We start from the raw sequence: 21,999 nt of genomic DNA on the forward strand, positions 1-21,999 counted from the left end.
TATGGATGAATTAAACTCGACACCATGAACACCATGACTTTATCCCGCATTTCTTTCGCCCTTTCCGCTCTGATCTTCGCCGCCGGCGCCGTGGCCGACGAGAGCCCGGCCCAGTGGTATGAGCATGGAAAGACCTTGATTGCCGAACGCCGCGCCGCCCTGAACGATCCGGGCGAGGCGCGTAACGTCATCCTGTTCATTGGTGACGGCATGAGCCTGACCACGGTCGCCGCTTCGCGCATTCTCGAGGGGCAGATGCGCGGTGAGAGCGGCGAGGCCAACACGCTTCATTTCGAGCGGTTCCGCCATACCGGCCTGGCGAAGACCTATAACACCAACCAGCAAACGCCGGATTCGGCCGGAACGATGACGGCCATGGTTACCGGCGTGAAGAGTTTTGCCGGGGCGATATCCGTCGATCAGAACGCCAGTCGCGCGAACTGTGCCTCCATGGCCGGCAACGAGCGGGCGTCACTGCTCGACCTGGCCAAACTCAGCGGACTCAAGACCGGTATCGTGACCACCACCCGAATCACCCACGCCACACCGGCAACCCTGTATGCCCGCTCGGTCGACCGCGGATGGGAAACCGACAAGGGAATTCCGCCGTCGCAGCGGGATGCCGGGTGCCGCGATATTGCCAGGCAGCTGATCGAGTACAGCCCCGGGCCGATCGACGTGGTCCTCGGCGGCGGTCGCAGGGCTTTCCTGCCCACCGAGGAGAACGATCCGGAGGATCCGGATCAGCGCGGTCATCGCGGTGACGGTCGCAACTTGATAGCCGAATGGCAGGCCCTGCACGAGAACGGCCACTACGTCTGGAACGCCGAGGGCTTCGACGCCCTGCCGGACGCCACCGACGGCCCGGTGCTGGGCTTGTTCGCCCCAAGCCACATGAATTACGAGCATGATCGGCCAGAAGATATCGCCGGCGAGCCCTCCCTGGCCGAGATGACGGCCAAGTCGCTGCAATTGCTGGACGACGAAGAGCGCGGATTCTTCCTGATGGTCGAGGGCGGGCGCATCGATCATGCGCATCACGCCAATAACGCCTGGCGGGCCCTGACCGATGCCATCGCCTTCGCGGAAGCCGTCAGACGCGCCGACGAGATGACCGGCGAGGACACGTTGATCATCGTCACCGCCGATCATGGCCACGCGCTGACCTTCGGCGGCTACGGCAAGCGCGGCAACCCGATCGCCGGGTTGGCCGACCGTCCGAGCCGGGACGGGGGAGAGCCGCGCCTGATGCGCGACGACAACGACAGGCCCATAACCGTTCTGGGCTATTCGAACGGCCCGGGCTACCGCGGCGGTGAACGGCCCGATTTCGACGAAGTCGATCCGCGTGATCCCGATTACCGGCAGGAGTCGGCCGTGGGCCTGTGGTCGGCCACGCACTCCGGTGAGGATGTTCCGGTTTACGCCAAGGGTCCGGGTGCGGCCGTCCTCTACGGCGTATTCGAGCAAAACGTCATTTTCCATACCATCGTCCAGGCGATGCCGCCCCTGCGGGACATGGCCGGATCCCTGGCCGGCGAGAACGATCTGCCCGACTGGTCGAAGCTGCTTTGCCAAGCCGCAAACGCCGAGACGTCGGACTGCTGACGGTCAAGCCTGGCGTCGCACGCCGGGCGACGCGGTCCATCCCGGCAGGCCGCCTTCCCCAGGCTTGCCGCACTCCCGACATGGCGAGCCAGATCCCGACGGATTCAAGCTCGTCAGCCCCGATCCGGGAAACCCTTCACGGCTTGATCATGGCCCGAGCGTAGCGTGGACCCTGCAGGAAGGGGCCACTCACGTTCGGAGGTAACATCATGAAATATTCAAGACTCGCAGCCTTGGCGGCAATCATTCCGCTCGCGGCTGCCCAGACATTCGCAGCGGATCATCTCGATTCGCCCCTCGTCCAGAACGATCCGGCAGCCGACATCAATGACGTGTACGCCTTCGTTAATCCCAACGACGCATCCGAGCTCGTAATGCTCAAGACCGTGGTGCCGGTCGCGTCGGTCGATTCGAGATTCTCCGATGCCGTCGACTACGAATTCCACGTCGACAACGGTTCCAGCAGCGCCACGATCACTTGTACTTTCGACGGCGACGGCGTCCGGGTTCATTGTGCGGGCCCCGGCGGCCTGAAGGCTGAAACCGGACTCAATCAAATCGGCATGGGCGACGGAATGCGCGTGTGGATCGGTCTGGCCGACGATGCTTTCTTTTTCGACCTGGAGGCATTCAACCAGACGGTTGCCACGCTCGCACCCCAGTTCACCGATCCGGGTACGGATTTTTTCGCCAATCTCAATACGCTGGTTCTGGCTGTCGGCATCGACAGCGACCGGCTGACGGATAATGGCGCCAACAATACGCTCCAAATCTATGCCTCCACCGACCGGGTGGGCAACACGGGTGCCGACGGCAGCTTCACAGGCTCGTTCTTCGACGCGGACAACTCCGGGCACGGAATGACGCTGCAAGTTCTCTCGCCCTCCAGCGATGGCGGGCCCAAGCGTCTGTATGCGATCTGGGACGTCTATTCGCCTGATGGGACACCCCGCTATCTTACTGGTGTCGCGCCGATCGAAGGCGGAACCGCCGAGATCCAGGCATTTGAAACATCGGATGGCGCCTTTCCGCCTGAATTTTTCGGAGACGGTCCGACTGTGTCCGAGTGGGGTACGCTCAGCTTCGAGTTCGACGGCTGTAGTTCCGCAACGATGGGCTACGACGGCGTCGACGGTCAGGGCACGATCGACTGGCAGCGCCTGACTTCGATTGATGGCGTGGGCTGCCAATTTCTTAGCGGTGGCCAGATCGACCGCATGGGGCGGCCTGCGATCAACACAGCACTGATCGATCTGCTCGAAGACACCGGTCTGAAGGATCAGTACAACCGGTCGGAAGATCCTGCCGATTGGTCGCAGTTCACGGCCGAGATCCAGTCGAATCTCGAAGCGCTGGACACGCTGGACGGCGAAACCGGTAATACCGTGCTGCCTCCGACCGATCTGGCGCCCGTACTCGCCGACGATCGCCTGATCGTGGACGCATCCATTCCCGAGTGCGACGCCTACCTGGCGGTCGAACTGGGCGTCGCCGGCCAGTGCGGCGGCCGCACGCTCAGCCGCGACGTGATCGACGACACGCTGGGTGCTGTCGTCGGTCCGGGAGTGAGCGACTTCGTCGGCTTCAGTAGCGAACTGCGTGACGCGTTCCCGTTCGTCGCGCTTCCGAACTGATTCCGATCCATCCTTGCAACGAAATCGGAACACATAACCCTGGCGCCGGACCGAACCGGTCCGGCGCCGTTCGCCGTGTGGCCCACCAGGCCTGGCCTTCGGACTGAACGTTCGGGAGAATCTCATGAAACAGCATTGCCAACGCTCGGCCTGCAGCCGTTTATTCAGGCTTGGTCGCCTGACGCTGCACAGGATATTGCCGGCGCTCCTTCTGGGCATTTCAATGACTCAAGCCGGAGCGGACGACAATCGCCCCGCCCCGTATCCCTTGTCGCAGTCGGACTATTCGACCACTTCCGGCGCGATCTACTTGTCCAATCTAAATGCGACCATCGAAGCGCTAACCGACGCGGACGACACGGCCGGTCGGCCGGTGGAACTCGCTACCCAGCTTTATCATCGCTACCGCATCCTCGGCCGCCTCACCGACGGCGAGCGCGCATTGGACCTGGTCGAGCAGAACGTGGGTCCGGACGCTTCAGCCACGGCTTTGCTCAGGCGCGCCTCGATTCGCGCCGGATTCCACCGCTTCGCCGGGGCACGCCGCGACCTGGAGGCCGCGCGGGACCGGGGGGCGCCTGCCGCGACGGTCGACCGCCTTGACCGCGAGTTGCGCCTGGCACAAGGCGAGTACGATTCCTTCGGCGAGGATTGGTCCTGGGCGCGACAGCCGGCGGCCGGCTTCTATGACGCGGCCTTTCGCGGCAACGTCAGTGTGCTGTTGGGGCAGCTGGAGACAGCGAATCTGCAATTCTTCCGTGCTCAGCAGCAGTACCGGGATTCGAATCCCTTTCCCCTGGCCTGGCTGTATACGCAGCAGGGCATCGCACTTGTGCGCAACGGCGAGTTCGAACGCGCCATCCCGTACCTTGAGGCGGCGCTGCAACGCGTGCCGGGCTTCTACGTGGCCGCCGAGCACCTGGCCGAATGCCAATACGAAACAGGTGCCCTTGAGCAGGCGCGTTTGCGCTACCGACAAGTGATCGAACAGACCGACGATCCGGCCTTCCGCGCCGCCTTGGCCAAGGTGGAAGAGGCGCTCGGCAACACCGAGCACGCACGCGCCCTGCGAGACCGTGCGATGGCCGACTACGAACGATTGCTCGCGGCTCATCCTGCAGCTTACGGAGGCCATGCGATCGATTTCCTGATCGAGCAAGGCCGTGTCGATCGCGCACTGGCGCTCGCCCGTCAGAACCGTTCCCTTCGGGCCGATATCGGCAGCCGGATCAGCCTGGCGGTCGCAGCCCAGGCGGCAGGCGAAGAGGAGCAGGCCTGTCGGGCGCTCGAAGACGCCCTCGCGACAGGACTCAACCCCCCCGAGCTTTCCGATCTGAAGGGCCTGTCCGAAGGCTGCGGTGTGACGCTGCCCGTGCGAAGCGAACGGCTCGGTTCGGCTGCCGGCTTCTTTGGCGAGTCAGGTGAATGATCGTTTGCGCACCGCTGCCAACCGATCGGGCGTCCCGATGTCCGCCCAGCTTCCCCGATAACGCTCCCCCGTGATTCGACCCGCTTTTATCGCGGCCTCCAGCACTGGACGAAGGGCGCGTCGCCCAGGCTCGAGACCCCGGAAAAGCTCGGGCCGGAAGAGGGCGATGCCGCTGAATGTCAGACCGTCACCGCTGGCCAATCGGACCTGGCCGTCGCGCAGCGCAAAATCGCCTTGCGGGTGATGCGGCGGGTTGTCGACCAGGACCAGATGGGCGGACCCGCCCGGTTCGATGCCTGTCAGACGTTCGAAGGGGTAGTCCGTGAGCACATCGGCGCTGACTGCCAGGAACGGCGTCTCGCCGAGCAGGGGCAGGGCCTCGACGATGCCGCCGGCCGTCTCCAGGGCGCCGGGTGGTTCCTTCGAGTATCGAATCTGCAGGCCGAATTCCCGCCCATCCCCCAGATAGTCGGCAATCTGTTCACCCAGCCACCCAAGATTGATCACCACCTCCTCGACGCCAGCCGCCGACAAGCGCTCGAGGTGGTGGACGATCAACGGTCTGCCGCCGACTTCAATCAGCGGTTTCGGCGTGGTGTCGGTCAAAGGCCGCAACCGCTCGCCGCGGCCAGCCGCCAGGATCATGGCGCGCAAGTTCTGTCTCCGTCTGAATGCCGGCCCATGCCGGCATAGTCTAATCGAGTGGCTCCGGGCGTCCGGGAAATTTGCAGGCCATCGTACGGCTGGTTATCCTCCCAGCCCTGGGTAGGGCCGGGGCCTCCACGACCAAGTCACGGGCACGCGCCGTGGCGACAAGGAAAACGGACCGGATGCGTCGAGCCTACCAACGTGCCTTTTCGGGCCAGCGCCGGACGATCGCCCGCCAGGCCCTGCTTGCGGCTATGGTGCCGCTGATCGTGGCACTGGTAATCGCCCTGGCTGTTTACCAGCTGATGCGCGATCATGCCGAACTGTCCCGCCAGATCGAGCGTACCAGTACGGGATTGACGCTCAGCCAGGAGATGCTGGTCAATGTGCTCGATGCCCAGACCGGCGTGCGCGGATTCATCATCACCGGGGACGAGGCCTTTCTGGCCCCGTATCGTGAAGCGCTCGATGCCCAGGCGGAGACGACCGCGGAGGCCCGGCAGGCCTGGTCTCCCGGCTCGCGCGAACGGGAGTTGTTCGACCGTTTCGCCGCCCAGTTCGCGGTGTATCGCCGGGAGCTTGCCGAGCCGATGATTGCACTCGAACGCCAGGTACTCGCCGGTGGCCGGGACAGCCAGAGGGTGCGGGAAGACCTGGAGGTACTCGTCGCGAGCGGGCGAGACAAGGCTCAGGTCGATGATATGAAACGGATCGCGCGAGATCTGATCGAACTGATCCGGGCTCGCGTCGACGCACATATCGCCCAGGCCGGTGCGCACCAACGCAATGCCCAGATCGTGAGCATTGCGGGTGCCCCGCTGGCGGTAGTACTCGGCATGTTTCTGGTCGGCGCACTGGTGCGCCGGATTCGCGGTGGTCTCAATGTGCTCTCTGAAGCTGCCGAGAGGGTGGCGCAAGGCGACTTTTCCCATCGGGTCGAGCTGGAAGACAGCCGGGAGTTCGCGCAGCTTGCCAACGGCTTCAACCAAATGGCCGCGCGCCTGGAGGAACGCAAGCGCCATTCCGACCTGCTCGACCGGCTCACGCGCAGCCTGCAGGATTGCCAGACCTCGGACGAATCCTTCGCGGTTGCCGAAGGCTACGTCTCGAAGCTGCTGTCGGGTACGGCCGGTGCACTCAGCTTGTACCGGGCTTCACGCGACCAGCTCGCCGCCGCCTTCGCCTGGCCGCCGGAAACAGCGGCCAAACCCCACGATCAGATGTTCGAGCCCGGGGAGTGCCGGTCTCTGCGTACCGGCTACAAGTACCACTTCCGCAGTGCCGACGGCGATCCACCCTGCCGCCACTTCCCCGTGTCTTCGGCGCCCGAGGGGCTGTGCATTCCCATGATGGATCGCGGCGAGGTCATCGGCGTGCTCAGCCTCACGCCGCTCGACGGTCCCGGACTTGACCAGGAGACGCGGCACATCGCGGCGGTGCTGGCTGAAACACTCGCGCTCAATGTCGGCAATCTGCGGCTGCGAGATTCCCTGCGCGACCAGTCGATCCGCGATCCGTTGACGGGCCTTTACAACCGCCGTTTTCTCGATGAAAACCTCGGCCGCGAGATATCGCGCAGCCGGCGTACCGGCAATCCCCTTTCGGTCATCGTTCTGGATGTCGATCACTTCAAGCAGTTCAACGATTCGCTCGGCCACGATGCCGGTGACGCCGTGCTGATCGACCTGGCCAGGCTGCTGGCCGAACAGGCCCGGGACATGGACCTGCCGTGCCGGCTGGGCGGAGAAGAGTTCCTGATCGTGCTGCCACGCGCGTCGGTCGAGCAGGCCATGCTGGCGGCCGAACGCCTGCGCAAGGCGGTCTCGGATATGGATGTCGAGTATCGTGGGCAACCCCTTCACGGCGTGACTGTTTCACTCGGTGTTGCCAGTTACCCCGATCACGGCGACGAGGCCGAGAGTCTGATCAAGGCAGCCGACCAGGCGCTCTATCGCGCCAAGCGCGCCGGTCGCGACCGGGTCGAGCGGGCCTGACAAGGAAGGGGTTGCTGTCTGCCCACGGGGTCTGAGCGGGTTTCCGACCCGATCGAGTCGCGCTATTGTAGGAGGGGATTGGTGATGCCGAGCGGGAACGAGCGACGTGATTGAGCTGCTGCTGCTGGATGTCCGCACGTTGGCTTTCGCCTCCAGCGTCAGTGGCTTTCTGATGGCCGCCACCATGATCGGAATCTACCTGGCCGGCATGCGCTCGCGGGTGCTGATTGACTGGGCCATCGCCGGCCTGGGCTTTGGCCTGGGTTACCTGCTCGGCCACATCCTGCAGACCCTCGAGGTGCCGGTAGCGACCTGGATCGCCGCGTCGCTGGCCAATTCGCTGATCGGATTCGGCCACGGCATGGTGCTGGTCGGTATTCAGCGCTACCTGGGCTACCGGACCTGGTTCTGGCCGGTGCTGGCCATGGTCATGGTGATTTGTGCGTCCGTGTTCGTGTCGGCTGAACTGCGCGAGAGCCTGCGCTGGCGGATCATCGTGCAATCCGGTTTCTACGTCGCGCTGGGCCTGTATGCCGGCGCCTTGCTGTGGCGGGCACGCCGACCGGGCATGCGGCGCTTTCATCGTATTGCCGCGACCGTCATCATGGTCTACGCCGTGTTACTGGCCCTGCGTTTCGGTTATGCCCTGATCAGCCCGGCCCTGACAACGTCGTTCGTCGGCGACCCGTTCCAGATCGGCATTTTCGTCGTCTCGATGATCTACGGCTATGCGCTGACCATGGCGCTTGTACTGGTGCTGTTCCGTGAAAAGCAGGTGGAACTGTCCGACCTGGCCGAACAGGATCCACTGACCGGTCTCTACAACCGTCTGTCACTCGACAGCATCGCCGAGCGGGAACTGCAGCGCGCGATCGAGCGTGATGTGCCGCTCTCGCTCATCCTCATCGACCTGGACCACTTCAAGGACGTTAACGACCGCTTCGGCCACCAGGCGGGGGATCGGGCACTGTGTCGCGCCGCGGACCTGATCAATGGCGTCATTCGGGACAGCGACATTGCTTTCCGTTTCGGCGGGGAGGAATTTCTGGTGTTGCTACCCGGCGCCGAACGTCAGCAGGCCGCGCAAGTGGCCGATCGACTGCGCTCGAAAATGCGGCGAACCGATTTCAGGATCGACGATCAGCCGGTCGATCTGCGTGCCAGCTTCGGCGTAGTGGAATGCCGGCCGGGGCAGATGTGTTGGGAGGACTGCGTTGCTATCGCCGATCAGGCGCTGTACCGGGCCAAGAGCGCTGGTCGAGACCGGGTCGAACTGGCCTGACTCAGGCCGACCGGTTGCGCCAGGCGGCCAGCAAACGACGCAGGTCGCCCAGTTCCGGATTGCGATCGATGGCCTGGTCCAGATAGGCGAAAAAGCGCGGGGCGTCCTCCAGGTATCTCGGCTTGCCGTCGCGATAACGGATGCGCGCGAAGATACCGATGACCTTGAGATGGCGCTGCACCCCCATGAAGTCGCAGGTTCGGCGCCAGAGATCGGCGTCTTCCGGGACCGGCAGTCCGGCCTCCAGTGCCTTGTTGCGATAGTGCTCCAGCCAGCCGTCGACCTGTTCGGGTGGCCAGCTCAGGAAGGCATCGCGGAAGAGGCAGACCGGGTCGTAGCTGATCGGACCGCGGACGGCGTCCTGGAAGTCGATGATGCCGGGATTGGGCTCGGCGACCATCAGGTTGCGCGGCATGAAGTCGCGATGGCAGAAGACCTGCGGCTGATCCAGCGCCCAGCGGATCAGCGTGGCGCAGACCAGGTCCCAGGCATCCAGTTCGCCGTCGGTCGGATCGACCTGCCAGTGACGGGCGAGGAACCAGTCGGGGAACAGCGCCAGTTCCCGCATCAGAAGCGCCGGGTCGTAGTCCGGCAAGCCTTGGGGGTCGGCGCCGCGCTGGAAGCGGAGCATGGCGTCCAGGGCATCGCCGAACAGGGCGTCGGCATTGTTGGCGTCGAGCACTTGGTGATAGGGGCGGCATCCGAGGTCTTCGAGGAGCATCAGGCCCCGCTCGGTGTCATGGGCGAGTACTTCCGGGACATGAACGCCGCTGCGCCTCAGGCGAGCGGCCACGTCGGCAAAACGGTCGGTATCTTCATGCTCGGGCGGCGCGTCCATGACGATGTGGCAAGCATCGCCGCGGCGCAGGCGGAAATAGCGGCGAAAGCTGGCGTCGCTGGAAACGGATTCGGCGTCGAAGTGCTTCCAGCCGAGCTGCGCAGCCGCCCAACTTTGCGCCAGTTCGCGTCGATCGTCGGTGGTGCTCACTGTGTGGAATCCAGCAGGTCGGCCAGGTTGAGTGACTGGCAGGACTGCCAGGCCCGACGCCAATGCGGAAGACTGGCGGCATAGCTCTCGAGAAATGCCGGCAGGCTGGCCGCCAGGTGGTTCAATCGTTCCTCGTCCTGGTCAGTGATGCTTCGCTGCGCCTTGAGCGATCGAGCGAAATCGCGGTCAAGCCAGGGCGGCGGCTTGAGCGATTGCCGCGTTTTTCCGATCCGCTCGATCAGGTCGGCCCGGGTTTCCAGCAACTCGCGCTTGAGCCGCCAGTCGAGATCGTCGCAGCGGGCGAGATCACGCAACGCGGCGGTGAGCAGATCGGCACGCCGCTCCGGATCACGCGAGCGGCTGGTCTGGGCGAGTTGCTCGATCTGCCGCGCCAGGAAGCCGCCGCGTTCGACATTGCGCGGCCGCTCGATGTCCGCTGTCTCCCAGCGACGCGGTTCGGGGCGCAGGTGGAACAGCATGTGCGGCAGGCCGACTTGCAGCGAACCGGGATGCAAAAAGTCGATCAGGGCTCCGAACAGCAGATCCTCGTTGGCACCTCGCGCCTGGGTCGGCAACAGCAGGGCGCGGTTGTCGATGCCGGTCAGCGTGGTGGTCATCAGCGCGTAGGCCGTCGTGGCCAGGGGCCGGTCGGCACAGCGGGCGAGCCGGCGCTGGCCGATCAGTTCCCGGTAGCGGGACTCGCTTTCGCACAGTGGCTGCAGATACACCGGATCCTCGGCCAGAAGCCAGAGGATGCTGCCGGTGCCGGGGTCACCCAGGGTGCCGCTGCTGGTCATGCGAACCCGGGTTTCGCCCGAGAGTTCGTGCAGGAGCTGCGGGTCCAGATCCTCAAGCAGTCCGCGCTGGTCGGATTGACCGAGCGCGGCGAGGTCCCCACCGGTAGCGCCGAGCAGCTCGTCGTGACAGCTCAGCGGGTGGCGCCCGAGCGCCTGATAGTGATCACCGGGCAGTGTCCAGTCGGGCTCGGGAAAGTGAATGCGTGCCGACTGGCTACAACGAAACGCCGGCGTGTTTGCGACGTTCGGCAGTTCGAAGGCGTCGAAACTCGCATCATCATCCATGATGGCGATGCGCGAACCGGCCCCCAACAGCAAGGCCAGATTGAGGCTGGCGCCGTAGCTCGGGGCCGGATCATCGGGGTCGCCCTCAATCACCCAGTGCAGGCTTTCTGCCTCGACGCCGGATTGGGCTGCAATCGCTTCGATCAGGCGGCGGCGCTGATCGACATCGACCAGCCGCAATTTACCGTCCAGGCGGTCCTCGAAGTCGGAAATGACCGAGCGCGTTGCGGTGCGTTCATCGGCATCCCGGCTGTCGTCGAGCACCAGGCAATGCGACAGGCCGTCGGGCAAACTCCGTGCTGCCAGCGACTCGAGCAGGCGGCCCAGGGTGGCGGGCCGGCCGCAACTGCGGACGAACAGGATCTCGATTGGGCGTTGTGATTGTTTCGAGCGGCGATTGGCCAGGCGGGCAAGCACGTCGGATTCCGAATGCAGCAGATCCAGTTCGACCAGTTGGTCGAGGGAGCGGCGGATTTCAGCGGCGCGCGGTGGCGGCAGCTGCAGTGAACGCGCCACTTCCCGGGCGTGCTCATCGAGGGTCCGGAAGCGGCCGCACTGGCTCAGGACCTGCACCAGCGACAGCGGCAGTTCCCTGGCCTGTGCGGTGCCGCTGATCAGCAGGGAAACCGTTTGCTGATCGATCAAGCGCGCGTTGTAGGGTGGAGCCAGGTAGCGAGTCGAATCCTCGCTGGCTGCACCCCCGGAAGAGGCGGATACGGAAAAGCTGAAATCGTTACCGTTCATCGGGCCCCGTTGCCGGTGGGAAACGGCGTCAGTTTACCAGCGAATTCGAGCGTTTCATGCCCGGTAACGACAAGGGCGACGGCTAAACAATACCAATCTGGTCTTGTTTCGGCGCCGGCCGGCCCGCATAATGAACGGTACAGTTTTCGCGAGCGCAGGCCATGCTTCGAATCAGCAAACTGACCGACTACGCCACGGTACTTCTGGCCGCGCTTGCGCGGGGTCCCGAAGAGTGCGTTCCCGCCAGTCGCCTGGCGGAATTGACGCATCTGGAGCCGCCGACGGTGGCAAAGGTGCTCAAGACCCTGGCGCGCGCTGGCCTGGTGACCTCGATTCGCGGCGTCAACGGCGGCTACAGGCTGGCCGAGCCACCCGAGGACATCTCGGTGGCCGGCATCGTCAGCGCCATGGAAGGACCGATCGCCCTGACCGAGTGCGGGCTCGAGCCGGGGCTTTGCTCACACGAGTCCGACTGCAGCCTGCGGGGTAACTGGCAGATGATCGGTCAGGCCGTGGAGGCTGCGCTCGCCGGGCTGAGCCTGGCCGACCTGGCCGAACCCGCTTCGCGCCGTATCGCCATTCGTGCCGAAACCACGCTGCGTGAGTCGCAGAGAGAATTGTCATGAGTCAGACTACCGAACAGGTCCAGCACTACATCCAGCAGCGCTACAAGGCCGGGTTCTATACCGATATCGAATCCGATCGCGTGCCGGCCGGCCTGAACGAAGACATCATCGCCATGATTTCGGCCAAGAAGAACGAGCCGGAATGGCTGCTGGAATGGCGCCTGAAGGCCTTTCACCAGTGGCAGAAGATGGTCGGCCCGAACTGGGCGCATCTGAAGCTGCCGCCGATCGATTTCCAGAAGATTCACTATTATTCGGCGCCGAAACAAAAGGACCGGCCGAAGAGTCTCGACGAAGTGGATCCCAAGCTGCTCGAGACCTTCGACAAGCTGGGCGTGCCGCTGCACGAGCGCGAGCGCCTGGCCGGCGTGGCCGTCGATGCGGTGTTCGATTCGGTTTCACTCGGCACCACTTTCCAGAAGGAACTGAAGGAAGCCGGCGTCATCTTCTGCAGCTTCTCCGAGGCCGTGCAGGAGCACCCCGACCTGGTGCGCGAGTACCTGGGATCGGTCGTACCCCATACCGACAATTACTTTGCCGCGCTCAACTCGGCGGTGTTCACCGACGGGTCCTTCGTCTACATCCCGAAGAACACGCGCTGCCCGATGGAGTTGTCGACCTACTTCCGGATCAATGCCCGCGATACGGGGCAGTTCGAGCGCACGCTGATCATTGCCGAGCCGGGCAGCCATGTCAGCTACCTGGAAGGCTGCACCGCGCCCATGCGCGACGAAAATCAGCTGCACGCCGCCGTGGTCGAACTGGTGGCCAAGGAAAAGGCCCATATCAAGTACTCGACCGTCCAGAACTGGTACCCGGGCGACGAGAACGGCAAGGGCGGCATCTATAATTTCGTGACCAAACGTGGAGACTGCCGCGAGGACGACGCGCGCATCACCTGGACGCAGGTCGAGACCGGTTCGGCCATTACCTGGAAGTACCCGTCCTGCATTCTCCGGGGTGACCGGTCCTCGGGCGAGTTTTACTCGGTGGCACTGACGCGCAACTACCAGCAGGCCGATACCGGCACCAAGATGATCCATCTGGGCAAGAACACCACCAGCAAGATCATCGCCAAGGGCATCTCGGCCGGCCACAGCAACAACAGCTACCGCGGCCTGGTGCGCATGGCCAAACGGGCCGAGAACGCGCGCAACTATACGCAGTGCGATTCCCTGCTGATCGGCAAACAGTGCGGGGCGCATACTTTCCCCTACATCGAATCTTTCAACCCGACCGCAAAGGTCGAGCACGAGGCGACCACCTCGCGCATTGGCGAAGATCAGCTTTTCTACTGCCGCTCGCGCGGTCTGAGTGAAGAAGACTCGGTTGCCCTGATCGTCGACGGCTTCTGCAAGGAAGTCTTCAAGGAGCTGCCGATGGAATTCGCGGTGGAAGCCAAGGCGTTACTCGAGATCAGCCTGGAAGGTGCGGTCGGCTGATGAATGAGATCGCGAAACCGCAGATTGCGCAGATTCGCGCAGATTATGAATCTGGAAATGATCCGGAGTCGTATGCGGTGATCGGTGCAGCCATGGAAGTGCATCGGGCCTTGGGTCCGGGTTTTCTGGAGGCTGTTTACCAAGACGCGCTCGAGATTGAAATGCGGCAACGCGAAATCGAATTCACTCGGGAAAGCGTACTTCCCGTCACTTACAAGGGCACGCCCTTGAGAACAACTTACAAGGCGGACTTCCTCTGCTTTGACTCGATGATTGTCGAATTGAAGGCAGTCAGTCACCTGGATTCAGTCCATGAAGCCCAGGTGATCAATTATCTGAAAGCGACCGGTCTGGAGAAAGGACTGCTGTTGAATTTCAAGGCCCGGTCACTTCAGTACAAAAGATTCGTCAATCAAACTTAAATCTGCGTAAATCTGCGAAATCTGCGGTTTCAAAAACTCTTATGCTCAAAATATCAAATCTACACGCCACCATCGACGGCAAGGAAATCCTCAAGGGCCTGGACCTCGAGATCGGCCCCGGTGAACTGCATGCCATCATGGGCCCCAACGGCTCGGGCAAGTCGACGCTTGGCTATGTGCTGGCCGGCCATGACGGCTATGAAGTCACCGAGGGCTCGATCGAGTTCGAGGGTAAGGACATGGCTGACATGGAGCCGGAGGAGCGGGCCGCCGCCGGCCTGTTTCTGGCCTTCCAGTACCCGGTCGAGATTCCGGGCGTGAACAACGCCTACTTCCTGCGCTCGGCGCTGAATGCCCAGCGCAAGGCGCGCGGCGAGGAAGAAATGGACTCGATGAATTTCCTCAAGGCCGTTCGCGCTGCATTGGGTGACCTGAAGATGGACGATTCGCTGCTCAAGCGCGCCGTCAACGAAGGCTTTTCCGGTGGCGAAAAGAAGCGCAACGAGATCGTGCAGATGGCCATTCTGCAGCCCAAGCTGGCGGTGCTCGACGAAACCGACTCCGGGCTCGATATCGATGCGCTCAAGCTGGTGGCCGAAGGTATCAACCGGCTTCGGGACAACAAGCGTTCCTTCGTGGTGATCACCCACTACCAGCGTCTGCTCGAGCACCTCACGCCCGACCGCGTTCACGTGTTGTCCGGCGGTCGCATCGTCGAGTCCGGCGGCAAGGAACTGGCGCACCGGCTCGAGGCGGAAGGCTACGCGCATCTGGAAGCGGAAGCGACCGAGGCCTAGTAGCATGAATGAACTGGCCCAAAAACTTGCCCCGGAATCGGCGCTGGCTGCCGACGACTTCAGCGATCTGCGCCAGGGTGCGCAGCGTGCGTTGATGCAGTACGGCTTTCCCGACCTCAAGACCGAGGCCTGGAAATACACGCCGATCAAGCTGCTCGAAAAGCGCGATTTCCAGCCCCTGCCGGGATCGGCATCGATTGCCCCCGAACTGCCGTTCGAGGCGTACCTGCTGCATTTCGACAACGGCATCCTGAGCGCTGACGTCGCCGAATTGCCCGACGCCATCAGGCTGGTTCCGGCCACCCGCGAGGATTTCGAAGGCATCGAGTACGGTGGACGCGAGGATGCCTTCGCCTGGCTCAATCTGGCCCGCTTTGGCCAGGCTTGGCGTATCACCATCGAGGGCGAATTGGATCGCCCACTGGTGCTCGTCTACACAAGCTCCGACGATTTTGCTGCCGCCGTGCACCCCCGCCTGTTCATCAATCTGGCTGAAAACGCTCGCGCCACGCTGGTGGAAGCCCAGTCAGGTGGCGGCGAGGGCATGGTCAATGCCGTCACCGATATCCGGGTGGGGCAGGGCGCGGCCCTGAACCACGTCATGCGCCGTGCCGGCGGCGACATCGTGCGCGTGGCCCGCACGCGCGTGGACGTGATGCGAAATGCCGAGTACCACAGCTTCGTGCTCGATACCGGCGTACGGCTGGGCCGACAGGACCTCAATGTCTTTTTGAACGGGGCCGGCTCGGTCGGCGAGATCGACGGCACCGTGGCATTGAGCTCGAAGCAGCACGTTGACTATCACACCTCGATCGATCACTGCACGGGCCACACCAACAGTCGCGAATCTTTCCGCATCCTGGCCGGTGGTACGGGCGTGGGCGTGTTCAACGGTCGCATCCACATCCACGCCGATGCCGACGACAGTCACTCGGACCTCAACACGGCCAACCTGCTGCTCGGGGAACAGGCGCGCATCAACGCCAAACCCGAGCTGGAAATCTATTCCGAAGACGTTACCGCATCCCACGGTGCGACTATCGGCCAGCTCGACGACGACGCCCTGTTTTACCTGCGCTCGCGCGGCCTGCCGACCGAGGAAGCCAATCGCCTCCTCAAGTACGGCTTCGCCGCCGCCCCGCTGGAAAACCTGGCCGCTGGGCCAGTTCGCGACTGGCTGCTGGCTGAGTTGGAGTCGGAGCTTTAAATTTTTTGGGAACCACGGAAGTCACGGAAATCACGGAAATTGAAAAGTCGACTGGATGCAGTTGAATTGGATCGCCCGCTTTTCTGGAGGAATCAATCAATTGTGCTCCATCAAGAGATTGAACGAGTCCTTATCCGTGAATTCCGTGATTTCCGTGGTTCCAATCTAAACACCTGGAAAGTTCATGGAAACGGTTGAATCGAAAGTCAAAGACCAGCTCGACGTGTTCGCCCTGCGCGACCAGTTCCCCGTGCTCGCGCGGAAGGTGCACGATGGCAAGCCACTGGTCTATCTCGATAACGCCGCCACTGCCCAGCGACCGCTGAAGGTGATCGAGGCGATGGACGAGTTCTATCGTTACTACAACGCCAACGTGCACCGCGGCGTCCACCAGCTTTCCGTAGAGGCCTCCGAGGCATTCGAGGGCGCGCGCGAATCCGTGCGCCGGCTGCTCAACGCCGACTCCATTCGGGAAATCGTCTTTACCCGCGGGACGACCGAAGCCATCAACCTGGTTGCCCAGGCCTACCTGCGCCCGCGCCTGAAAGAAGGCGACGAGATCCTGATCACGCACATGGAACACCACTCCAACATCGTGCCGTGGCAGATTCTGTGCGAACAGACCGGAGCGGTGCTCAAGGTCGCGCCGATCAACCACCAGGGCGAGTTGCTGGTCGATGAGTTGGCGGCAATGATCAACGAGCGCACCAGGCTCATCGGTATGGTGCATGTCTCCAATGCCCTGGGCACGATTAATCCGGTCGAGGAAGTCTGCCGGATCGCCAGGCAGCACAACGTGCCGGTGCTGGTCGACGGCGCCCAGGCCACGCCGCACATGGCCGTCGACGTCCAGGCCCTGGGTTGCGACTTCTACTGCATTTCCGCTCACAAGATGTACGGCCCGACCGGCATCGGCGCCCTGTGGGCGGGCGAATCGACCCTGGAGGAAATGCCGCCATGGCAGGGTGGCGGCGAGATGATCAATCGCGTCAGCTTCGACGGCACCACCTACAACGACCTGCCGCACAAGTTCGAGGCCGGCACGCCCAATATCTCCGGCGCCATCGGTTTTGGCAAGGCGGTGGAGTTTCTGGAAGAGACCGGCCTTGAAGGTATCGTGTGGCAGGAAGAACGCCTGCTCGATTACGCTACCGAGAAAATGCAGGCCGTCGATGGTTTGACCGTGATCGGTACGGCCAAACACAAGGGCCCCGTGGTTTCATTCACGCTCGAAGGCGCTCACCCCAACGATATCGGCACGATCGTCGATCACTATGGCGTGGCCATTCGTACCGGCCACCACTGCGCCATGCCGGTGATGCAATTCTTCGGTGTGCCTGCTACCGCACGGGTGTCCTTTGCCCCCTACAACCTGCGTAACGAAATCGATATCTTCGTCAAGGCCCTGGGCAAGGCGCGCGAGATGCTGGCCTGAACGCGTTAAAATTCCGAGCCATGGCGCTCGATCAGCTCTACCAGCAGGTCATTCTCGACCACAATCGCTCCCCGCACCACAACGGCCGTCTGGACGGCGCGACCCACAGCGCTCGTGGCCAGGACGCCCTGTGCGGCGACGATATCCTGATCGAGCTCCGGGTGGTCGAGGGCCGAATCGAGAAAGCCGCCTTCTCCGGTGAAGCCTGCGCCATCACCACGGCGAGCGCTTCGATGCTGATGGACTGGCTGGTGGGGCGTTCCCTGGCCGAGACTACGGCCGCTTACGAGCGCTTCAGTCAACTGCTCGATGAACCTGAGAGCACCGACGATCCTGAACTTGGGGAAATGAATCACCTGCGATCGGTCAGCGGTTTTCCCGCGCGGGTGCGCAATGCGTTGCTGCCTTGGCGAACGACATTGAGCGCTCTCGAGTGCTGATGCGCCGCGAGAGGCATGGAGTCGTCGCGGCCCGGGGTCCAGGACCGCGACGGCGGATAGTCAGAGGACCCGGAATCGCATGACCCGGTAGAACCCGCCAAAGATATCCACGTGTTCGTCGAGTTCGACTTCGCGACCTTCCTCGGCGGCACATGCCTTCAATGTTTCCACGAGGTCTTCGTTCCAGAAATCCCCGAGGAAGGGCTCGGCGGTGGTGAGAATCCAGCGCATGGGTGCGAAGCGGTGGAAGAAGTGGCGGCGTCGGACTTCGCCGTATTCGGCGATGACGAAACGGCCGCCGGGACGAATCACGCGCAGGGCCTCGCGCAGGCTGTTGCGCCGCGCCCGGGGTGGCAGTTCGTGGATGAGCAGGAACATCAACGCGGTATCGAAGCTCTGGGCGCCGTACTCAAGTTGCTCGGCGTTCATGCGTTCAATCTTGGCCTTCAGCCCGGATGCTTCGAGTTTGCGCTCGGCGGCCCGGATCTGGACCGGGGCGACTTCGGCCAGGTGCAGTTCATCGACCTCCGCGGCCAGGGTCGGCGTGAGCTTGCCGTAGACAGCCGCGATCTGGAGGGTCTTGCCGGCATTGGGGGCGTCCATCAGTCGCCGGGTCTCGTTCATGATGCGGCGGTAATTGCCGAAGAGAATGGCGTTGATGATGGGCTGGTGGTCGAAGAACCACACCGCGATGGGCCATAAGTAGGCCCAGCGGTAGTAGCGGACGAGATAGTCCGGCAGGGACTTGTCGTCCCGCACCGGAGTTGGGAAGGCCGGAGCGGTAATGGCGGTGGACCCGCCGCCCGCAGCGTCATGGCGGTACTCTAGTTTGCAGTTTTTCATAATTCCGTCTCCACGGTGACCGACTCAGGGGTCGAAACTTTGCAATTCATGGTGTCGGCAGCAGCGCATAAAGGAGCGCTATGGTGGCCAGCGCGGCCAGGCCGTAACACAGCCGGGCAACCAGCCGGCGCGCGCCGGAGCGGCGCACGCCCAGGTCCTGTAGCGTCATCCGCAGCCGGTGGGCGGCATGCCACAGGGGCAGCGCCAGCACGACCAGGATCGCGAGTTTGCCGACGGGATGGACGACGAGAGCTTGCATACGAGCATGGGACAGCGCATCGGCGGGCAAAGCGCCGAGCGAGACGAGCAGGACGGCGAGCATCACAGCGGGCAACAGGAACGCCGCAACCGTGCCGCCGGCGGCGAATGGCAACCAGATGATTGGCTTGTTCGATCGCGCCACGTTACACCCCCACCCAATAGAGTATGAAAAGGGACGCCACGATCCAGGCCGCGTAATGGGCCAGCTCGATCCATCCCGACGGCATCCGGGTTTCGCCGATCCAGACGGGCATCGTGCTGGGCGCCAGCCGGAACCAGCTGACCGTGTGATACAGCACGAACAGCAGTGCCACGAACTGGAAGATGATGCCCGGCGCCGACCCCAGCGTGTCGAGAAAGCCTTCCCAGGCATTCGGCCCCTGTCGGAGTCTGATCAGGCCGACAATGGCCATGCCAACCCAGGCGCCCACCCAGACGCAGGTCAGTTCCCGGATCATGTAGCGCAGGTAGCCGGGCCGGTCCAGCCACCAGAAGGTCGGCATTTCCGGACGCCAGGGGGTGGGTCCCTTCATGATTTGTCTCCGCGCTTCAAGGGCCGCGAGATCCAGTCCAGGGAGCTGGCCAGCTTCATCTGCTGGATCGCGCCGGCCGGGTCAACGCCCTTGGGGCAGACCTCCGAGCATTCGCCCACGAAGGTGCATTCCCAGATACCGTCTTCGCTGGCGGTGACTTCCTCGCGCTCGGCTCGCCCGCCGTCGCGTGAGTCCCGGTTGTAGCGGTGGGCCAGGGCGAGAATCGATGGGCCCAGGTAGTTTTCGTTCAGCCCCACCTGGGGGCAGGCCGCGTAGCACAGCAGGCAGTTGATGCACATGGTGAACTGACGGTATACGGCCAGTTCAGAAGACTGCTGCCGGAACACGTCCTCCTGGGGGGGTTCCACTTCGGGAATGAGGAAGGGCTTGACCGTCGGCAGCCGGGTGGCGAAAGTCTCCATGTCGCCGATCAGATCGCGGTGGACGGCCAGATTGGCCATGGGTGCCACACGCACCGTTTCCGGGTAATCGCGCAGAAAGGCCTTGCAGGCGAGTACCGGCTTGCCGTTGACCATCATGCCGCAGCTGCCGCAGACTGCCATGCGGCAGGACCAGCGGTAGCTCAGTGTTCCGTCGAGGTGGTCCTTGATGTAGTTGAGTGCGTCCAGCACCACCCAGTCTTCCCGGGCCGGGACGTCATAGCTTTCCCAGGTGGGCTCCGAATCCGTTTCCGGGCGGTAGCGCTGCACTTCCAGCCGAATGCGGCGTTCAGTCATCGCTCGTTCCTCCGTACACGCGTTCGGCGGGCTCCCAGCGTGTGATAGTGACCGGTTTGCGGGTGATTTCCGGTGGCCCGTCGCCGCGGAAGCCGGCCATGCTGTGGACCAGGAACTCACCGTCGTTGCGCTCGGGAAAGTCCAGGCGCTGGTGGGCACCGCGAGACTCGCGGCGCGTGCGTGCGGCATGCACCATGGCCTCGCCGATCTCGAGCATGGCGCCCAGTTCCAGGGCGTAAGCGAGTTCCGTGTTGAACACGCTGCTCTTGTCAGTAATACCAAGCTTTCCGTAGCGCCGTCGAAGCTCGCCGATCCCATCGCAGGCCCGGTCGAGCCGCTCCTGGTCGCGGTAGATGCCGGCGCATTCTTCCATGTAACCGTTCAATTCATCGCGCAGGCCCGCTATGGTTTCCTCACCTGGCAATGTGTCGCGCAGGCGCTGGATACGGGACATGGCGGTGCCGGCCAGCGATTGTGCCAAGGCCTCGTCGGCCCGCTCGACCTTGGCAGTGGCCGCTGCGTTCTGGCCTGCGATGCGGCCGAAGACCAGAAGTTCCGTGAGCGAGTTCGAGCCCAGCCGGTTCGCGCCGTTGATGCTCACGCAGGCGCATTCTCCGGCCGCGTAAAGTCCGTCGACCGGGCTGGCCGCATCGATATCGGTGTCGATGCCGCCCATGGTGTAGTGGACGACCGGACGTACGGGGATGGGCTCGTGCACCGGGTCGACGGCGGCATAGATGCGCGCGAGTTCACGCACGAAGGGCAGGCGCTCGTTAATCTTCTTCTCGCCCAGATGGCGCACATCCAGCATCACGACCTGGCCGGCAGCGTGATCGACCGTGCGGCCCTTCTGCTGTTCGTGCCAGAACGCCTGGCTGAGGCGGTCACGCGGCCCCAGTTCCATGGCTTTCTTGCGCGGCCAAGGGTCGGGCGGACCGAGGTTGTAGTCCTGCAGGTAGCGATAGCCGTCGCGGTTCACCAGGACCCCACCTTCGCCACGCGCGCCCTCTGTGATGAGGATGCCCGTGCCAGGCAGACCCGTAGGGTGGTACTGGACAAACTCCATGTCCTTGAGCGGCACCCCGGCGCGATAGGCCATGGCCATGCCGTCCCCGGTATTGATGCCGGCATTCGTGGTGAACGGGAAGGCGCGCCCGGCGCCCCCCGTGGCCATAACCACCGACGGCGCCAAGAAGACGACCGTCTCGCCGGTTTTCAACTCGATCGCTACGCAGCCCGTGCACCGGCCATCGGCCACCAGCAGATCCACCACGTAGTACTCGTCATAGCGGTGGATTGCGTCGTATTTGAGGGAGGTCTGGAAGAGCGTGTGCAGGATGTGGAAGCCGGACTTGTCGGCCGCATACCAGGTGCGCTCGATCTTCATGCCCCCGAAGGGGCGCACCGCGACCCGGCCGTCGGGCTGCCGGCTCCAGGGACAGCCCCAGTGTTCCAGTTCTCGCAGGGCACCGGGCGCTTCGGTGACGAACAGGTCCACGGCGTCCTGGTCGCAGAGCCAGTCTCCGCCGCTGACGGTGTCCCGGAAGTGGTTCTCCAGACTGTCGTCTTCGCCCGCAACGGCCGCCGCGCCACCTTCGGCGGCGACGGTGTGGCTGCGCATCGGGTAGACCTTGGACACCAGGGCGACATGCAGAGAAGGATCGGCCTCGGCGGCTGCAATCGCGGCCCGCAGACCCGCGCCACCGCCTCCGATGATGACTACATCTGCATTAACGAGCCGCATCGCCGCTCCTCGTAGATCAGTTGCTTCTGCGTTACCGGTCAGGCACCGGAATATCCACTTTCAAGCTATTGCTCCTGGGTGCACTATCACCCAGCCGTGGAAG

General features: G+C 63.4%; 20 protein-coding genes. 12 read left to right on the plus strand and 8 right to left on the minus strand.

The genetic code is table 11. The annotated features are described in order from the left end of the window. Positions 1–33 precede the first annotated feature (33 nt). The 3 genes from G4Y73_RS03835 (at position 34) to G4Y73_RS03845 (ending at position 4,671) form a co-directional block, all read left to right on the plus strand. A complete protein-coding gene (locus G4Y73_RS03835) occupies positions 34–1,608 on the plus strand; it encodes an alkaline phosphatase (RefSeq protein ID WP_164229596.1) in 1,575 nt (524 codons plus the stop codon). Between the two features lie 209 nt (positions 1,609–1,817). After that, entirely contained in the window at positions 1,818–3,242 is a 1,425-nt protein-coding gene (locus G4Y73_RS03840) for a DUF4331 family protein (RefSeq protein ID WP_164229598.1), read from the plus strand. Between the two features lie 223 nt (positions 3,243–3,465). Beyond that, complete coding sequence (locus G4Y73_RS03845; RefSeq protein ID WP_164229600.1) at positions 3,466–4,671, plus strand: tetratricopeptide repeat protein; 1,206 nt, start codon at positions 3,466–3,468, stop codon at positions 4,669–4,671. Here the strand turns inward: G4Y73_RS03845 and murU are convergent. Further along, the gene (gene murU, locus G4Y73_RS03850; protein WP_205596467.1) at positions 4,660–5,325 is read right to left on the minus strand and encodes an N-acetylmuramate alpha-1-phosphate uridylyltransferase MurU; all 666 of its coding nucleotides are present in this window, start codon (positions 5,323–5,325) and stop codon (positions 4,660–4,662) included. The genes G4Y73_RS03845 and murU overlap by 12 nt on opposite strands. A 176-nt stretch (positions 5,326–5,501) precedes the next feature. On the opposite strand from murU, the gene G4Y73_RS03855 reads away from it, so the two are divergent. Both G4Y73_RS03855 and G4Y73_RS03860 read left to right on the plus strand, forming a co-directional pair. Next, on the plus strand, positions 5,502–7,313 hold the full coding sequence (locus tag G4Y73_RS03855; protein WP_164229602.1) for a diguanylate cyclase: 1,812 nt from the start codon (positions 5,502–5,504) through the stop codon (positions 7,311–7,313). Between the two features lie 106 nt (positions 7,314–7,419). Next, entirely contained in the window at positions 7,420–8,595 is a 1,176-nt protein-coding gene (locus G4Y73_RS03860) for a GGDEF domain-containing protein (protein WP_164229605.1), read from the plus strand. A 1-nt stretch (position 8,596) separates the two neighbouring features. On the opposite strand, the gene G4Y73_RS03865 is transcribed toward G4Y73_RS03860, so the two are convergent. Together G4Y73_RS03865 and G4Y73_RS03870 are read right to left on the minus strand one after the other, a co-directional pair. Continuing rightward, positions 8,597–9,583, minus strand: coding sequence for a phosphotransferase (locus G4Y73_RS03865; protein WP_164229607.1), 987 nt, complete (start codon positions 9,581–9,583; stop codon positions 8,597–8,599). Beyond that, positions 9,580–11,409, minus strand: a complete 1,830-nt coding sequence (locus tag G4Y73_RS03870) for a hypothetical protein (protein ID WP_164229609.1) — start codon at positions 11,407–11,409, stop codon at positions 9,580–9,582. Before G4Y73_RS03870 ends, G4Y73_RS03865 begins: the two co-directional genes overlap by 4 nt. A gap of 161 nt (positions 11,410–11,570) precedes the next feature. On the opposite strand from G4Y73_RS03870, the gene G4Y73_RS03875 reads away from it, so the two are divergent. The 7 genes from G4Y73_RS03875 (at position 11,571) to sufU (ending at position 17,778) form a co-directional block, all read left to right on the plus strand. Then, positions 11,571–12,035: an SUF system Fe-S cluster assembly regulator gene (locus G4Y73_RS03875; protein ID WP_164229611.1), complete on the plus strand. Its 465-nt coding sequence runs from the start codon at positions 11,571–11,573 to the stop codon at positions 12,033–12,035. Continuing rightward, complete coding sequence (sufB, locus tag G4Y73_RS03880) at positions 12,032–13,477, plus strand: Fe-S cluster assembly protein SufB (protein ID WP_164229613.1); 1,446 nt, start codon at positions 12,032–12,034, stop codon at positions 13,475–13,477. Before G4Y73_RS03875 ends, sufB begins: the two co-directional genes overlap by 4 nt. Beyond that, entirely contained in the window at positions 13,477–13,899 is a 423-nt protein-coding gene (locus G4Y73_RS03885) for a GxxExxY protein (RefSeq protein WP_164229615.1), read from the plus strand. The genes sufB and G4Y73_RS03885 overlap by 1 nt, the downstream gene beginning before the upstream one ends. A gap of 41 nt (positions 13,900–13,940) precedes the next feature. Then, on the plus strand, positions 13,941–14,696 hold the full coding sequence (gene sufC / locus G4Y73_RS03890) for a Fe-S cluster assembly ATPase SufC (RefSeq protein ID WP_164229617.1): 756 nt from the start codon (positions 13,941–13,943) through the stop codon (positions 14,694–14,696). A 4-nt stretch (positions 14,697–14,700) separates the two neighbouring features. Continuing rightward, positions 14,701–15,903 (plus strand): Fe-S cluster assembly protein SufD, encoded by a 1,203-nt coding sequence (sufD, locus tag G4Y73_RS03895; protein ID WP_164229620.1) that lies wholly within the window; start codon positions 14,701–14,703, stop codon positions 15,901–15,903. Positions 15,904–16,087: 184 nt separating this feature from the next. Beyond that, a complete protein-coding gene (locus G4Y73_RS03900; protein WP_164229622.1) occupies positions 16,088–17,338 on the plus strand; it encodes a cysteine desulfurase in 1,251 nt (416 codons plus the stop codon). A 20-nt stretch (positions 17,339–17,358) separates the two neighbouring features. Beyond that, positions 17,359–17,778 (plus strand): Fe-S cluster assembly sulfur transfer protein SufU, encoded by a 420-nt coding sequence (gene sufU, locus G4Y73_RS03905; RefSeq protein ID WP_164229627.1) that lies wholly within the window; start codon positions 17,359–17,361, stop codon positions 17,776–17,778. Positions 17,779–17,838: 60 nt separating this feature from the next. On the opposite strand, the gene rquA is transcribed toward sufU, so the two are convergent. From rquA to frdA, 5 genes are read right to left on the minus strand one after another with little or no spacing between them, the layout of a single operon-like run. Further along, a complete protein-coding gene (gene rquA, locus G4Y73_RS03910) occupies positions 17,839–18,621 on the minus strand; it encodes a rhodoquinone biosynthesis methyltransferase RquA (protein ID WP_164229630.1) in 783 nt (260 codons plus the stop codon). Between the two features lie 46 nt (positions 18,622–18,667). After that, a complete protein-coding gene (gene frdD, locus G4Y73_RS03915; protein WP_164229633.1) occupies positions 18,668–19,024 on the minus strand; it encodes a fumarate reductase subunit FrdD in 357 nt (118 codons plus the stop codon). 1 nt (position 19,025) lies between these two features. Next, entirely contained in the window at positions 19,026–19,415 is a 390-nt protein-coding gene (locus G4Y73_RS03920; protein WP_164229637.1) for a fumarate reductase subunit C, read from the minus strand. Continuing rightward, positions 19,412–20,152 carry a succinate dehydrogenase/fumarate reductase iron-sulfur subunit gene (locus G4Y73_RS03925; protein ID WP_164229640.1) on the minus strand — a complete coding sequence of 247 codons (741 nt, stop codon included), beginning with the start codon at positions 20,150–20,152 and terminating at the stop codon, positions 19,412–19,414. The genes G4Y73_RS03920 and G4Y73_RS03925 overlap by 4 nt, the downstream gene beginning before the upstream one ends. Beyond that, positions 20,145–21,896, minus strand: a complete 1,752-nt coding sequence (gene frdA / locus G4Y73_RS03930) for a fumarate reductase (quinol) flavoprotein subunit (RefSeq protein ID WP_164229643.1) — start codon at positions 21,894–21,896, stop codon at positions 20,145–20,147. Before frdA ends, G4Y73_RS03925 begins: the two co-directional genes overlap by 8 nt. Positions 21,897–21,999: the final 103 nt, after the last annotated feature.

Origin of the sequence: Wenzhouxiangella sp. XN201, from assembly GCF_011008905.1 — a bacterium.
Classification (GTDB): domain Bacteria; phylum Pseudomonadota; class Gammaproteobacteria; order Xanthomonadales; family Wenzhouxiangellaceae; genus Wenzhouxiangella.

Coding starts and splice junctions, on each gene's coding strand:
- G4Y73_RS03835 (WP_164229596.1), top strand. CDS start 34: ATGACTTTATCCCGCATTTCTTTCGCCCTTTCCGCTCTGATCTTCGCC.
- G4Y73_RS03840 (WP_164229598.1), top strand. CDS start 1,818: ATGAAATATTCAAGACTCGCAGCCTTGGCGGCAATCATTCCGCTCGCG.
- G4Y73_RS03845 (WP_164229600.1), top strand. CDS start 3,466: ATGACTCAAGCCGGAGCGGACGACAATCGCCCCGCCCCGTATCCCTTG.
- G4Y73_RS03855 (WP_164229602.1), top strand. CDS start 5,502: ATGCGTCGAGCCTACCAACGTGCCTTTTCGGGCCAGCGCCGGACGATC.
- G4Y73_RS03870 (WP_164229609.1), bottom strand. CDS start 11,409: ATGAACGGTAACGATTTCAGCTTTTCCGTATCCGCCTCTTCCGGGGGT.
- G4Y73_RS03875 (WP_164229611.1), top strand. CDS start 11,571: ATGCTTCGAATCAGCAAACTGACCGACTACGCCACGGTACTTCTGGCC.
- sufB (WP_164229613.1), top strand. CDS start 12,032: ATGAGTCAGACTACCGAACAGGTCCAGCACTACATCCAGCAGCGCTAC.
- G4Y73_RS03885 (WP_164229615.1), top strand. CDS start 13,477: ATGAATGAGATCGCGAAACCGCAGATTGCGCAGATTCGCGCAGATTAT.
- sufC (WP_164229617.1), top strand. CDS start 13,941: ATGCTCAAAATATCAAATCTACACGCCACCATCGACGGCAAGGAAATC.
- sufD (WP_164229620.1), top strand. CDS start 14,701: ATGAATGAACTGGCCCAAAAACTTGCCCCGGAATCGGCGCTGGCTGCC.
- G4Y73_RS03900 (WP_164229622.1), top strand. CDS start 16,088: ATGGAAACGGTTGAATCGAAAGTCAAAGACCAGCTCGACGTGTTCGCC.
- sufU (WP_164229627.1), top strand. CDS start 17,359: ATGGCGCTCGATCAGCTCTACCAGCAGGTCATTCTCGACCACAATCGC.
- rquA (WP_164229630.1), bottom strand. CDS start 18,621: ATGAAAAACTGCAAACTAGAGTACCGCCATGACGCTGCGGGCGGCGGG.
- G4Y73_RS03920 (WP_164229637.1), bottom strand. CDS start 19,415: ATGAAGGGACCCACCCCCTGGCGTCCGGAAATGCCGACCTTCTGGTGG.
- G4Y73_RS03925 (WP_164229640.1), bottom strand. CDS start 20,152: ATGACTGAACGCCGCATTCGGCTGGAAGTGCAGCGCTACCGCCCGGAA.
- frdA (WP_164229643.1), bottom strand. CDS start 21,896: ATGCGGCTCGTTAATGCAGATGTAGTCATCATCGGAGGCGGTGGCGCG.